This window comes from Limnohabitans sp. 2KL-3, from assembly GCF_001269405.1.
In the GTDB taxonomy this organism is placed as follows: domain Bacteria; phylum Pseudomonadota; class Gammaproteobacteria; order Burkholderiales; family Burkholderiaceae_C; genus Limnohabitans_A.
The window spans coordinates 492742-508505 of the sequence record NZ_CXON01000001.1; the positions used below are offsets into that span (position 1 = coordinate 492742).

Consider the following 15764-nt stretch of genomic DNA (forward strand, 5'->3'; position numbering starts at 1 on the left):
GACAGAGCCGGTGATGGTGACGCTGCCTGCCGCTTCGCTGGCGGAGAGGAAGTCGTCGCCGGTGATGGCGTCAATCGTGAGCGTGGTGCCCGATGGAGACGGTGGTGTGGTGTCGATGGCGTAGTTTTGCAAGGCGCTGGCCGCTGTGCCGCCAGTGCCGGTGACGCTGCCCTCGATTTGCGTGTTGCTGTCGGCCAGCAACTGCGCCGTGGGCACGTTGATGCTGTAGTTGCCCGAGGCGTCCACAGCAGCGCTGTAGGGCTGGGTGTTGACCGTCACGGTGACGATGTCACCGCTGGCAAACTTGCCCGTCACTTTGCCGGTGACGGCAGTGACGCCGCCATTGGCCGTGCTGTCGGCCAGGTTGATGAGGTTGTCGCCCGTGATGGGGGCAATGGACAGCGCCGTTTGCGTGAGGGTGCCCGTGCTTTCCACGGTGTAGTCTTGCGCGGCGTCGGCGGTTTTCTTGAGACCGTCGACGGTGGCAGCGATGCGCGCTTGCACCTGCGTGTCGGTGTCCGCGACCAAGTCGGCTGTGGGCACAGCCAGGCTGTAGGCGCCCGAGGCGTCCACGGCAACGCTGTAGGTTTTGCTGCCGCTTTGCAGCCCCAAGGTGATGGTGACGATGTCACCCACCACAAACGCGCCGGTCACTTTGCCCGTGAGCGTGGTGTTGGCTTGGCCGCTTTCGGCCAAGGTGATGACGTTGTCGCCGGTGATGGGGTCCAGGGTCAGGGCCGTTTTGGTGGCCTCGGTGCTGGTGTCCACCGTGTAGGCGCGGGGCGTGGCGCTGAAGGTGGCGCTGTTGGCCGAGCTGTCGCTGGCCAAGATCTTGGCGTCGACCTTTTGGTCGGTGTCGGGGCCGAACTTGCTGCCGTCTACGCCTGAGACGGTGTATTTGCCTGAAGCATCGACAGTGCCTGTGTAGTCGGCGCCGCCCACGGTGATGGTGACTTTGTCGCCGGCGCGGAATTCGCCGGTGACGGAGCCTGTGATGGTGACGCTCGCGCCCGCTTCGGCCGAGCTGATGAAGTCGTCGCCGGTGATGGCGTCGATGGTGATGGCGGTGCCTGCAGGCGGTGTGGTGTCGACCGCGTAGTTTTGCAAGGCGCTGGCTTGGCTGCCGCCGGTGCCGGTGACGCTGCCCTCGATTTGTGTGTCAGCGTCCGCGATCAGGTCGGCCGCGCTCACGTTGATGCTGAAGACGCCTTGGCCGCCCACGATGGCGCTGACGCTGCCCACAACGGGCGAGCCCTTGACGGTGAGGGTGACGGTGTCGCCCACCACAAATGCGCCGCTCACTTTGCCGGTGATGGCGATTTGCCCCCCGTTGGCCGTGCTGTCGGCCAAGTTGATGATGTTGTCGGGCGTGACGGGGTCGATGCTCAGCGCCGTGATCTTGCCCACGTTGGTGGCGTTTTGCACCACGTAGTCTTGCGCAGCGGTGGCCGTTTGCTTGGCGGCGCTGCCGGGCACGGTGGCGGCGATGCGGGCTTCAACACGGGTGTCGGTGTCGGCTTTCAAGTCGGCGGTGGTGACGGCAATGCTGTAGTTGCCTGCGGCGTCCACGGTGCCCGAGTAGGTCTTGGTGTTGCCTGCCAGGCCCACGCTGAGGGTGACCACGTCGCCTGCTGCGAACGCGCCGGTGGCTTTGCCAGTGAGTGTGGTGCTGGCCGCGGCCCCTTCGGTGGTGTCAAGGATGTTGTCGCCGGTGACAGGATTGAGCGTCAAAGCGGTTTTGAGCGCTTCGGCGTTGCTGTCCACCGTGTAGGGGCGGGGTGTGGCGGTGTAGGTGGCGGTGTTTTGCGCCTCGTTGCTGGCCAGGATGCTCGCTTGCACCTGTTGGCCTGCAAAGGCGGCCAATTGGGCACCAGGCACGCCCGCCACGCTGTACTGGCCCGAGGCGTCCACGGCGGCGCTGTAGCTGTCAGCGCCCACTTTGACGGTGACGATGTCGCCTGCGCGGAAGTTGCCGGTGACCGTGCCGGTGATGGTGGCGCTGCCGGTTTTTTCTGGGCCGGCGATGAAGTCGTCGCCGGTGATGGCGTCGATGCTGATGGCCCCCGCAGGTGCGCTGGTGTTGATGACGGCGGTGTCGCTGCCCTCGGCAGACGCTTGGTTGCCCGGGGCAATGAGCTGGGCCTTGACGGTCAGGCTTTGGCCGTTGGCAGGCGCTGTCAGCTCTTGCGTGATGCTGGAGGCGATGATTTGCGCTTGCGTGAGCACAATGTCTTGCGCTGAACCGTTGATGGTCACGCGCAAGGTGTCACCCGCTTTGGCAGCGGTGGGGATGGTGATGTTCACGCCCACGGTGCCGTTCAATTCGGCCACGTTGATGGTGCCGTCGTCGTTGGTGTCTTCGGTGATGACGACCACCGGGGCACCGGCGATGACGGTGCGCATGATGGCGCTGTCTTTGGCGTCGGGCGTGGGGCTGGCGTTGCCCGCAGGGTCTTTGATGCTGGCGGTCACCTCAAAGGTGTTGCTGTCGCCCACGCTGTTGTAGTCGGTGATGACGATTTGCTTGGCGTCAATTTGCGCTTGCGTGAGGGTGATCACGCGTTGGTTGTTGCCGCTGGCGGTCACCGTGAGGGTGTCGCCCGCTGCAGCGCCTGCTGGCAAGCTGATGGTGACTTTGATCTTGCCGCCGGTGGCTGTGAGCTCTGCGGCGGTGATGAAGCCGTCGCCACCGGCTGTGTTGTTGTCGGTATCGATGTTCACACCCACCGCGCTGATGCGCGGGCCGTTGGGGTTGGCCGGGTCCACTTTGCTGAAGTCGGTCAGATCGAACTTGGCGCTGTCGCTGCCGGGGTTGCTGATGTTGCCGCTGGCCGCAGACTTGAGCGTGGCGCTCACGGTGAGCGTGGCGCCGTCAGCGGGCGCGGTGTAGGTCAGCTCCACCCCGCCGTCGATTTGGGCTTGGGTGAGTGTGATGTTTTGTGGCTGGCCCACCGCCTGGTTGGTGGTGGCGGTGACGGTGAGGATGTCACCGGCCACCGCGCCTGCAGGGGCAGTGACTTTGACGTTGACCAGGCCCTTGAGTTCGGCCAGGCTCACAAAGGAGTTGTCGTTTTCATCTTCTTGGATGACGACTTTGGGGGCACCGGGCAAGTCGGTGTTGATGACGGCAAAGTCCTCGACCTTGTTGCTGATGTTTTTGGCCAAATCGCTCAGTTGGGCGGTGGCCACGAACTTGGTGCCGTTGGCCGGGACTTTGGCAAAGTCAGTGACCACCTCTTTGGCGGCCACTTGCGCGGCGCTCAGGGTGATGGTTTGTGCGTCGTTGCCCGTGCCTTCGATGACCAGGGTGTCACCGGCTTTGGCATCGGCAGACAGCTTGACTTTGACGCTGATCTTGCCTGCGGCCAGCTCGGCGACGCTGAGCACCGCGTTGCCGCCACCGGCTTCGAGGTCGGAGGTGATCTCGATGCTGATGTTTTTGTCGGCATTGGCCGGGTCCACCGTGGGGTCGACGGGGCCGAAGTTGGAGGTGTCGCGCTTGGCGCTGTCGGTGGCCTCGGGCGTGGCGTTGCCAGCGCTGTCTTTGAGCACGGCCTTGACGTTGATGCTGGCGCCTTCGGCAGGCGCGGCAAAGCTCACACTCACCTGCCCTGCGGCTTTAGAGGCGGCGTCCAGGGTGACGATTTGCGGGGCGCTGCCGTCCGCTGCCGTGAAGGTGACTTTGTCGCCCACCTCCACCAAGGCAGGATCGAACTTGGCCGTGACTTTGACGCTGGTGTCCGCGCCCAGTTCCTTGCGGTTGATCCAGCCGTCGTTGTTGGTGTCGGTGTCAATCGACAAGTCCACGGCTTTGCCGCCGTTGGGGGCGGTGGTGTCGATGACGGCCGTGTCGGTGCCTTCGGCCGACGCTTGGTTGCCTGCGGCAATAAGCTGGGCCTTGGCGGTGACGGTTTGGCCGTTGCTGGCACTGACTTGGCGCGTGATGCTGGCGGCCAACAAGTCCGCGGCCGTCAGGGTGATGCTTTCTGGCGCGCCGTTGATCGTGACTTTGAGCACGTCGCCCACTTGCGCTGCCGTGGGGATGCTGATGCTGATGCCCACTGCGCCGCTGAGCTCGGCCACGTTGATGAAGCCGTCGTCGTTGGCGTCTTCGGTGATGACGACCACGGGGGCGCCGGCGATGACGGTGCGCAAGATGGCGCTGTCTTTGGCGTCGGGGGCGGGGCTGGCGTTGCCTGCAGGGTCTTTGATGCTGGCCGAGACTTCGAAGGTGTTGCCCTCGCCCACGCTGTTGTAGTCGGTGATGACGACCTTTTGCGCCGCGATGTCCGCTGGCGTGAGGGTGATCAGGCGCAGATTGTTGCCGCTGGCGTTGACGGTGAGGGTGTCGCCTGCGGCTGCGCCTTGGGGCAGCAAGATGGTGACTTTGATTTTGCTGCCGGTGGCCAGCAGCTCGGCGGTGGTGATGATGCCGTCACCCAAGCCGTTGGCATCGGTGTCGATGTTCACGCCCACCGCGCTGATGCGTGGGCCGCTGGGGTTGGCCGGGTCCACTTTGCTGAAGTCGGTCAGATCGAGCTTGGCGCTGTCGGTGCCGGGGTTGCTCACGGCGTTGCTGGGCGTGCTGCCGCCCGTGGCTTTGAGCGTGGCGCTGACGCTGAAGGTCGCGCCGTCTGCGGGCGCGGCAAAGCTGGTGAGGATGCCGTTGTCGATTTGGGTTTGGGTGAGCGTGAAGTTTTGCGGTGCGCTCACGCCGTCGGTGACGGTGATGGTGTCGCCCACCACCGCGCCCGCAGGCACGGTGACTTTGACGTCGATGGCCCCCGACAGCTCAGCGCGGGCGATGAAGCTGTTGTCGTTGGCGTCTTCCAGGATGACCACTTTGGGGGCTCCTGGCAAGTCGGTGTTGATGACCGCAAAGTCTTCGACCTTGTTGCTGATGTTTTTGGCCAAATCACTCAATTGGGCGGTGGCCACGAACTTGGTGCCGTTGGCCGGCACGTTGGCAAAGTCAGTGACCACCTCCTTGGCGGCCACTTGCGCGGCGCTCAGGGTGATGGTTTGTGCGGTATTGCCCGTGCCTTCGATGACCAGGGTGTCACCGGCTTTGGCGTCGGCCGACAGCTTGACTTTGACGCTGATCTTGCCGGAGGCCAGCTCGGCGGCGTTGAGCACAGCGTTGCCGCCACCGGTTTCGAGGTCGGAGGTGATCTCGATGCTGATGTTTTTGTCGGCATTGGCCGGGTCGACGTTGGGGTCGACGGGGCCGAAGTTGGAGGTGTCGCGCTTGGCGCTGTCGCTGGCCTCGGGCGTGGCATTGCCTGCACCGTCTTGGAGCACGGCTTTGACGCTGAAGGTGACACCTTCTGCGGGCGCAGCAAAGCTTGCGCTGACTTTGCCAGCAGCAATGGCGGCGGCGTCCAGCGTGACGGTTTGCTGTGCGTTGGTGGCGCTGTCGGTGAAGGTGACTTTGTCGCCCACTTCGGCTTTGGCCGCGTCGAAGGTGGCGGTGACTTTGACGCTGGTGTCTGCACCCAGCTCTTTGCGGTTGATCCAGCCGTCGTTGTTGGTGTCGGTGTCGATGGCCAGGCCCAGGGCTTTGCCGCCGTTGGGCACGACCGTGTCCACGCCGTAGTTCTGGATGGCCTTGGCCACACCGGCGCTGGTGGTGACTGAGCCCTCGATTTGGGTGTCGCTGTCAGCGAGCAGGTCGCTGGTTTTGACATCGATGCTGTACTCGCCCAAACCGTTGACGGTGGCGCTGTAGGTGCTGAGGTTGTTGACGGTGAGGGTGACTTTGTCGCCGGCGGCGAACACGCCATGAACCTTGCCGGTGATGGTGGTGTTGGTGGCAGAGGCCTCTGCGGCGTTGATCAGGTTGTCGGCGGTGACGGGGTCGATGACCAAGGCCACGGTTTTGCCACTGGTGTTGGTGCCGCCACCCGAGCCATCGTTTTCGAAGGTGTAGTCCTGGCTGTTGCCCGCCACGTTGATTTTGCCGGTGGCCGGGTCCTTGGCCGCCACCGAGACTTCGGCCACGGTGTCTTTGTCGGCCTTGAGCTCGGCGGTGGCAACGCTCAGGCTGTAGCTGCCGTCAGCGGCCACGGTGGTGGTGAAGGTCTTGTCGTTGAGGTACACGCTGACCACGTCACCTGCGCTGAAGGCGCCACTGACTTTGCCGCTGAGCGTGGTGTTGGCTTGGCCCCCTTCGGCCACGGTGATGATGTTGTCGCCGGTGATGGGCGCCAAGGTGATGGCCACTTTGGCGTCTGCGGGGGTGACGGCGCTGTTGTAGTCGCGCTGGGCCAAGGCGGTGGCGCTGTTGCCCGCGCCGTCGGTGGCCACGATGCTGGCCTCGATCAGGGTGTCGGCGTCCGAGACGAGGTCGGCGCTGGGCACGTTGATGCTGTAAGCGCCTGCGGCGTTCACCGTGCCGCTGTAGGTTTTGACGTTGTTGTTGCTGTCTTTGAGCGTGAGGGTGACCACGTCACCGGCGCGGAATTCGCCTGTGGCTTGGCCGGTGATGGCGGTCTGGGCCTGGCCCGCCTCTTGGGCGGACAGGAAGTTGTCGGCGGTGACGGTGTCCACGCTGAGCTTGACCACGGGGTCGGTGGTGTCCACGCCGTAGTTCTGGATGGCCTTGGCCACACCGGCGCTGGTGGTGACTGAGCCCTCGATTTGGGTGTCGCTGTCGGCGATCAGGTCGGCCGTGGCCACTTTGACGCTGTAGCTGCCGTCTGCAGTCACTGTGCCGGTGAAGGGCTTTTTGTTGACGGTGAAGGTGACGGTGTCGCCTGCGGCGTAAACACCGGTGACTTTGCCGGTGACGGTGGTCTCGGCGGCGCTGGATTCGGCCAGGTTGACGATGTTGTCAGCGGTGACGGTGTTGATGGACAGGGCCACGGTCTTGCCGGCGGTGGCGTCGGTCTCCACCGTGTAGTCCTGCGCGGTGCCCACGGTGTTGACTTTGCCAGTGACAGGGTCTTTGGCGGCCACGCTCACTTCGGCTTGGGTGTCAGGGTCGGCCTTGATGGCGGCCATGCTGACGGCCTGGCTGTAGTTGCCTGCCGCGTCCACGGTGGTGGTGAGCACTTGGTCGTGCACACGGAGGGTGACCACGTCGCCTGCCGTGAACGCGCCGGTGACTTTGCCGCTGAGGGTGACGCTGCTTTGTGCGCCTTCGGCCACGGTGACGATGTTGTCGCCCGTGATGGGCTCCAGGGTGATGGCCACTTTGGCATCTGCTGGGCTGACGGCCGAGCCGTAGTCTTTGTCGCCTTTGACGTCAGCCGTGTTGCCCGAGCTGTCGGTGACGGTGACGGTGACTTCGAACTTCGTGTCCGGGTCGGCAATGAGCTCGGTGGTGGGCACGTTGACGCTGAAGCTGCCGTCGGGCTTGATGGTGCCGCTGTAGGGGTTGCCGTTCACCATGACGGTGACTTTGTCGCCAGGCGTGAATTCGCCAGTGACTTTGCCGGTGACGGGCAGGGTTTGCTGGCCCGCCTCCAGGGCGTCGATCATGTTGTCGGGGGTCAGCGGGTCGATGGCGACGCTGGCCACGGGCGGTGTGGTGTCCACGCCGTAGTTCTGGATGGCCTTGGCCACACCTGCGCTGGTGGTCACTGAGCCTTGGATTTGTGTGTCGCTGTCGGCCAGCAAGTCAGTGGTCTTGACGCTGACACTGTAGCTGCCGTCCGCTTGCACGGTGGCGGTGTAGTCCACGGTGTTGATGCTGAGGGTGACTTTGTCGCCTGTTGCGAACACGCCGCTCACTTTGCCTGAGATCAGGGTGTTGGTGTTGGCCGATTCGGCCAGGTTGACGATGTTGTCAGCCGTGACTTTGTCGATGGACAGGGCCACGGTCTTGAGGACGGTGTCGGTCTCTACGGTGTAGTCCTGCGCGTTGCCTGCGCTTTGGGTCTTGCCGCTGACGGGGTCTTTGGCCAGGACGCTGACTTCGACCTTGGTGTCAAAGTCGGCCTTGAGCTCGGCTGTGGCAACGCTCAGGCTGTAGCTGCCATCGGCAGCCACGGTGGTGGTGAAGGTTTTGTCGTTGACAAAGAAGGTGACGACATCGCCTGCGCTGAACGCGCCAGTCACTTTGCCGCTGAGCGTGGTGGTGGCTGCACTGCCTTCGGCCAGGGTGATGACGTTGTCGCCGGTGACGGGCTCCAAGGTGATGGCCACGTTGCCTGCGGGCGGAGCGACGTTGCTGTTGTAGTCATTGACGCCCGATGCGGTGCCGGGGTTGCCCGAGCCGTCGGTGAGGGCCACAGTGACTTCGTACTTCGTGTCCGGGTCGGCAATGAGCTCAGCCGTGGGCACGTTGACGCTGAAGTTGCCCTGCGCATCCACCGTGCCGGTGTAGGGGTTGCCGTTGACGGTGACGGTGACTTTGTCGCCCGGCTTGAAGTCGCCGGTGACTTTGCCCGTCACAGGCAGTGTGGCTTGGCCCGCTTCTTGAGCGTCGATCAGGTTGTCAGGGGTGAGCGGGTTGAGCGTGACTGTGCCTGTGGGCGGTGTGGTGTCGACGGTGTAGTTTTGCTGGGCCGTGAAGGACAAGCCGCCTGCGATGGTGACGCTGCCCTCGACTTGGGTGTCTTTGTCCGCCAGCAGGTCCAGGGTTTTGACGGGGATGCTGTAGTTGCCCAAGGCGTCCACAGTGCCCGAGAACTTCTGGTCGTTGACGATCAGGGTGACCACATCGCCTGCACTGAACTTGCCTGTCACGCGGCCGGTGACAGGGATGCTGACCGCACCCGACTCGGCCAGGTTGACGATGTTGTCCGCCGTGACCGGGTCGATGTAGAGCGCCGTGCCCGTGCCGGTGGTGGGCTCGACGGTGTAGTTTTGGTTGTTGCTGGCGTTGCTGATCTGGCCAGAAACAGGGTCTTTGGCGGCAACCGACACTTCGACTTGTGTGTCAGCGTCGGCTTTGAGGGCGGCCATGGTGACGACTTGGCTGTAGTTGCCGCTGGCGTCCACCGTGGTGGTCAAGATCTGGTCGTACACACGGATGGTGACCACATCGCCTGCCGAGAACGCGCCGGTGACTTTGCCGGTGAGGGTGACGTTGGTGAGCGTACTGCCTTCGGTGGCGCTGATCAGGTTGTCGCCGGTGATGGGGGCCAAGGTGATGGCGGCTTTGCCCAGGCCCGTGCCAATGCTCAGGCTGGCCGTGTTGTTGGTGTCTGCGCCGTCTTGGTTGGCGTTGCCTGCCGCATCGGTGAAGGCGTTGCTGTCCACTTTGATGCTGGCAGTGGTAGCGCCCGCTGTGGGCGTGAAGGTGGCGGTGTAGACCAGCGGGTTGGTGCTGCTTTGCACCAGTGGGCTCAGGGTGCCGCCGGTGACAGCGATGTCGCCGTTCACAAAGTTGCTGCTGGCCTCGTCCAGGGTGAAGGTGACGGTGCTGGTCTCGTCCGTGTTGATGCTGCTCTTGTCCACACTGACCGCGATCTTGGGCGCGGTGGTGTCCACATTCAGGGTGAACGGTGCGCTGGTGCCGCCGGACGGGGTGCTGGCGGTGTAGGTGTGCGGGCCGGTGGCTTGCTCGGGCGCAGTGAAGCTCCAGGAGCCGTCAGGGTTGACGGTGGTGGAGCCCACCACCTTGTCGCCGTCTTTGATGGTGACGACTTCGCCGGGCGTGCCTGTGCCTTTGAAGGTGGGCGTGGTGTCGTTGGTGTCGCCTCCGTTGGTCAAGGGCACGGCGGCATTGTTCGGGTTGCCCACGTTGTCGGTGACTTCGGTGATGGCGGGCTTGACCGGGTTGGGGCCTGCGCCCTCACCCAGGGCGTAGTTTTGCACCGCGCTGGCCGTGCCTGCGCTGGTGGTGACGCTGCCTTCAACTTGTGTGTCGCGGTCGGCGACCAGGTCGGCGGTGGGCACCAAGATGCTGAAGACACCTTGGGCGTTGACCGTGCCTTTGAAGGGCTTGTCGTTGAGGGTCAGGGTGACTTCGTCGCCTGCAGCGAACTTGCCTGTCACTTTGCCGGTGATGGGGGTGTTGGCGTTTTGTGCTTCGGTGGCGTTGATCAGGTTGTCAGCCGTGACCGGGTCAATGAACAAGGCCACCGTTTTGCCCACAGTGTCTGGCTTGCCACCGGTGCCATCGGTCTCCACGGTGTAGTCCTGGTAGGTGCCCACGGTGTTGACTTTGCCCGAGACGGGGTCTTTGGCCGCGACGCTGACTTCGGCCTTGGTGTCGATGTCGGCCTTGATGGCGGCCATGCTGACCACTTGGCTGTAGTTGCCCGCAGCGTCCACCGTGGTGGACAAGACTTGGTCGAACACACGGATGGTGACCACGTCACCTGCCGTGAACGCGCCCGAGACTTTGCCCGAGAGCGTGACGCTGTCGGCTTGGCTTTCTGCCACGGTGACGATGTTGTCGCCCGTGACCGGGTTCAAACTGATGGCCACGTTGTTGGCGGGCGGTGCCACGTTGCTGTTGTAGTCGTTGGCACCCGAGGCGGTGCCGGTGTTGCCTGCGCCGTCCGTGAGGGCCACAGTGACTTCGTACTTCGTGTCCGTGTCGGCAATCAAAGCCGCTGTGGGCACGGGGATGCTGAAGTTGCCTTGGGCGTCCACGGTGCCGCTGTAGGGCTTGCCGTCGACGGTGACGGTGACTTTGTCGCCGCTCTTGAAGTCGCCCGTCACTTTGCCGGTGACGGGCAAGGTGGCCTGGCCTGCCTCAGCGGCGTCGATCAGGTTGTCAGGCGTGAGCGGGTTGAGCGTGACCGTGCCTGTGGGCGGTGTGGTGTCCACGGCGTAGTTTTGCTGGGCGCTGTAGTTGGCCCCCGAGACGCTCACGCTGGCCTCGACTTGGGTGTCTTTGTCTGCCAGCAGGTCCAGGGTCTTGACGGGGATGCTGTAGTTGCCCGAGGCGTCCACGGTGCCCGAGAACTTCTGGTCGTTGACGATGAGGGTGACCACATCGCCTGCACTGAACTTGCCCGTCACGCGGCCGGTGACGGGGATGCTGGCCGCACCCGATTCGGCCAGGTTGACGATGTTGTCAGCCGTGACCGGGTCGATGAACAGGGCCGTGCCCGTGCCGGTGGTGGGCTCGACGGTGTAGTTTTGGTTGTTGCTGGCGTTGCTGATCTGGCCAGAAACAGGGTCTTTGGCCGCGACCGACACTTCGACTTGTGTGTCGCTGTCGGCTTTGAGCGCGGCCATGGTGACGACTTGGCTGTAGTTGCCTGCGGCGTCCACCGTGGTGGTGAGCACTTGGTCGAACACACGGATGGTGACCACGTCGCCTGCCGAGAACGCGCCCGTGACTTTGCCCGTCAGCGTGACGTTGGTGAGCGTGCTGCCTTCGGTGGCGCTGATCAGGTTGTCGCCGGTGATGGGGGCCAGCGTGATGGCGGCTTTGCCGTTGGTGGTGTCGGTTTCGTTGACGCCGTTGACGGTGACCACAATGTCTTGGCTGGCCGTGCCGTCTTTGCTGCTGACAGTAAGTTTGTCTTGCACTTGCTGGCCACTGATGAGCGCTTGGGTGGCCGCTTTGCTGTTGTCCAGGGTGTAAACCCAGGTGCCGGTGGCGGTGTTGAGCGTGAAGTTGCCGTAAGTGCCGCCCAAGGTGGCGCTGTTGGGCGTGGCCAACAGGGCTTCGCCGGTGTCCACATCGCTGACTGTCAAAACGCCAGAGGCGGTGGTGACCAGTTGGTCTTCGGTGACCGAGCCGGTTTTGCTGCCGGTGATGGCAGCTGTGTCGTTGACACCGGTGACGGTGACGATGATTTCCTTGATGGCAGAGGCGTCTTTGCTGGTGACGGTGAGCTTGTCACTGACTTGCTGGCCTTGCGTCAGCGCTTGTGTGGCCGCTTTGCTGTTGTCCAGCGTGTAGGTCCAAGCGCCGGTGGTGGTGTTGAGCGTGAAGTTGCCGTAAGTACCGGCCAAGCTGGTGGGCGCTTGCAGCACGTTGTCGGCGCTGTTGGCAGAACCCGTGACGCTGAGCGTGCCCGAGGCTTGCGCGGTGCTGTCTTCAATGGCGGTGCCGGTGTTGGTGCCGCTGATGACGGTGGTGCTGGCATCGGCTGCGCCGGTGACGGTGACCACGATGTCTTGTGTGGCGCTGCCGTCTTTGCTGGTGACGCGCAAGGTGTCGGTGACTTGCTGGCCTGCAGCCAAAGCTTGTGTGGCCGGCTTGCTGTTGTCCAGGGTGTAGAGCCAAACGCCGGTGGCGGTGTTGAGCGTGAAGTTGCCGTACTGGCCAGCCAAGCTGGCGGTGGTGGGCGTTTGCAGCGCGGCTTCGCCGGTGTCCACGTCGGCCACGGTGAGCGTGCCGGTGGCGGTGTTTTGTGCAGCGTCTTCGGTGACGCTGCCGGTTTTGCTGCCGGTGATGGCGGCGGTGTCGTTGGTGCCGGTGATGGCGATGGTGATGTCTTTGCTGACCAGGCCGTCTTTGCTGCTGACGGTGAGTTTGTCACTGACTTGCTGGCCTTGCGTGAGCGCTTGCGTGGCCGCTTTGCTGTTGTCCAGCGTGTAGGTCCAGGCACCTGTGGTGGTGTTGAGCGTGAAGTTGCCGTATGTGCCTGCCAAGCTGGCAGGCGCTTGCAGCACGTTGTCGGCGCTGTTGGCAGCGCCCGTGACGCTGAGGCTACCCGAGGCTTGGGTTGTGCTGTCTTCGATGGCTGCGCCGCTGCTGGTGCCGCCAATGGCGGTGTTGGCGCCGTTGGTGTTGCTGTCGCTCAGGGCGTAGTTTTGCACCGCGTTGGCCGTGCCTGCGCTGGTGGTGATGCGGCCTTCGATTTGGGTGTCGTAGTCGGCCAGCAGTTCGGCCGTGGGCACGTTGACGCTGAAGACGCCTTGGGCGTTGACAGCGCCGCTGTAGGGCTTGCCGTTGACGCTGAGGATGACTTGGTCGCCTGGCGTGAACACGCCTGTGACGCGGCCAGTGATGGCGGTGTTGGTGGCCTTGGCTTCGCTGGCGTTGATCACGTTGTCAGCGGTGACCGGGTCGATGTACATCGCCACGGTTTTGCCACTGGTGCCCCCACTGCCACCCCCACTGCCACCACTGCCATCGGTCTCCACCGTGTAGTCCTGGCTGGTGCCCACGGTGTTGATCTTGCCCGAGACGGGGTCTTTGGCCGCCACGCTGACTTCGGCTTGGGTGTCCGGGTCGGCCTTGAGGGCGGCCATGCTGACGATTTGGCTGTAGTTGCCCACAGCGTCCACGGTGGTAGAAAGAATCTGGTCGTGCACGCGGAGGGTGACCACGTCCCCTGCGGTGAAGGCGCCACTGACTTTACCAAAGAGCGTGATGCTGTCGGCTTGGCCCTCGGCCACGGTGATGATGTTGTCGCCGGTGACCGGGTTCAAGCTGATGGCCACGTTGTTGGCAGGCGGTGCCACGTTGCTGTTGTAGTCGTTGACGCCTGAGGCGGTGCCGGTGTTGCCTGCGCCGTCGGTCAATGCGACGGTGACTTCGTACTTCGTGTCCGTGTCGGCAATCAAGGCCGCTGTGGGCACGGGGATGCTGAAGTTGCCTTGGGCGTCCACGGTGCCGCTGTAGGGCTTGCCGTCGACGGTGACGGTGACTTTGTCGCCCACTTTGAAGTCGCCGGTGACTTTGCCGGTGACGGGCAAGGTGGTTTGGCCCGCCTCTTGGGCGTCGATCAGGTTGTCGGGGGTGAGGGGGTTGAGCGTGACCGCGCCTGCAGGCGGCGTGGTGTCCACGGCGTAGTTTTGCTGGGCGCTGTAGATCGCGCCGCCGTTGACGCTGACGGTGCCGTCGATTTGGGTGTCTTTGTCGGCCAGCAAGTCCAGCGTTTTGACGGGGATGCTGAAGCTGCCATCGGCGTTGACGTTGGCGCTGTAGGGGTTGCCGTTGACGGTGAGGGTGACTTTGTCGCCTGCTGCGAACACGCCCGTGACTTTGCCCGTGACGGTGGTGTCGGTGGCTTTGGATTCGGCCAGGTTGACGATGTTGTCAGCGGTGACGGGGTCGATGAGCAAGGCGGTGCCGCTGTTGGGGTTGGTCTCGACCGTGTAGTTTTGCTTGTTGCTGGCGGTGCTGGTTTGGCCAGAGGATGGGTCTTTGGCGGCGACCGACACGTCCACTTGGGTGTCTGCGTCGGCTTTGAGGGCGGCCATGCTGACGACTTGGCTGTAGTTGCCTGCGGCGTCCACGGTGGTGGTGAGCACTTGGTCGTGCACGCGCAGGGTGACGACGTCGCCTGCTGTGAACGCGCCGGTGACTTTGCCAGTGAGGGTGACGTTGACCAGGGTGCTGCCTTCGGCGGCGGTAATCAGGTTGTCACCGGTGATGGGGGCCAGCGTGATGGCCGCGTTGCCTGGCGAGGCGGTGATGGTCAGGCCCACGGCGTTGTTGGTGTCGGCGCCGTCTTGGTTGAAGTTGCCTGCGGCGTCGCTGAATGTGTTGCTGTCGACCCGCACGGTGCCCGCCGCTGCGCTGCCGTCGGGGGTGAAGACGGCGGTGTAGACCAGCGGGTTGGTGCTGCTTTGGACCAAGGTGCCCAGCTTGCCGCCGGTGACGGTGATGTCGCTGTTGCTGAAGTCGCTGCTGGCTTCACTCAAGGTGAAGGTGAGCTGGGCCATCTCGTCGCTGCCGATGCTGGTTTTGTCGATGGCCACCGCGATGGTGGGCGGCGCGGTGTCCACGGTCACAGTAAACGGCGCGGTGGTGCCACCCGACGGGGTGCTGGCGGTGTAGCTGTGCGGGCCGGTGGCTTGCTCAGGCGCGGTGAAGTTCCAAGTGCCGTCGGGGTTGACGGTGGTGGAGCCCACAATCTTGTCGCCGTCTTTGAGGGTGACGACTTCGCCGGGCGTGCCTGTGCCTTTGAAGCTGGGGGTGGTGTCGTTGGTGCTGCCGCCATTGGGCACCACAGCTGTGGCCCCGCCGGGGTTGCCAACGTTGTCGGTGACTTCGCTGATGGCGGTGGGCTTGCCCGCGACCACGGTGACGCTGACGCTGTTGTTGGCCTCAAGACCGTCTGCGTTGGCATTGCCTGCGGCATCGGTGAATTTGTTGCTGTCGACCCGCACGGTGCCACTTGAGCCTGGGGTGGCTCCGGGCGTGGGCGTGAAGGTGGCGGTGTAGACCAGGGGGTTGGTGCTGCTTTGGACCAGTGGCCCCAAGCTGCCGCCGGTGACGGTAATGTCGTCCCGGATGAAGTCGGCGCTGGCCTCAGACAGGGTGAAGGTGACGCTGGCCGTGTCGGCGCTGCCGATGTTGGCTTTGTCCACGCTGATGGCGATGGTGGGCGGTGCGGTGTCCACGGTCACGGTGAACGGCGCGGTGCTGCCGCCCGACGGGGTGCTGGCGGTGTAGCTGTGCGGGCCAGTGGCTTGCTCAGGGGCGGTGAAGCTCCAAGTGCCGTCGGGGTTGACGGTGGTGGAGCCGATGATTTTGTCGCCGTCTTTGATCGTGACGACTTCGCCGGGCGTGCCGGTGCCTTTGAAGCTGGGGGTGGTGTCGTTGGTGCTGGCACCGTTGGGCACGCTTTGTGTGGCCCCGCCGGGGTTGCCTGCGTTGTCGGTGACTTCGCTGATGGTGGTGGGCTTGGCCACGGTTTCGTTGACGCCGTTGACGGTGACCACAATGTCTTGTGTGGCGCTGCCGTCTTGGCTGGTCACGCGCAAGGTGTCGGTGACTTGTTGGCCTTGGGCCAGGGCTTGCGTGGCCGGTTTGCTGTTGTCCAGCGTGTAGGTCCAGGTGCCGGTGGCGGTGTTGAGCGTGAAGTTGCCATACGTGCCGGCCAAACTGGCGGTGGTGGGCGTGCTCAAGAAGGCTTGGCCGGTGTCCACATCCGTCACGGGGGGGGGGCAGCTGG

At 64.0% G+C, this 15764-nt stretch carries 1 protein-coding gene (running past one end of the window); it reads right to left on the reverse strand.

Annotated features, from left to right (window positions below):
* Positions 1–15747 carry the 5' end (the start) of an Ig-like domain-containing protein gene (locus AMM41_RS02285; protein ID WP_089952505.1) on the reverse strand. The gene continues 26493 nt to the left of window position 1, outside the view, so 15747 of the gene's 42240 nt are visible here — the first part of the coding sequence; its start codon is at positions 15745–15747; its stop codon lies off the left edge, out of view.
* Between the last annotated feature and the right edge of the window lie 17 nt (positions 15748–15764).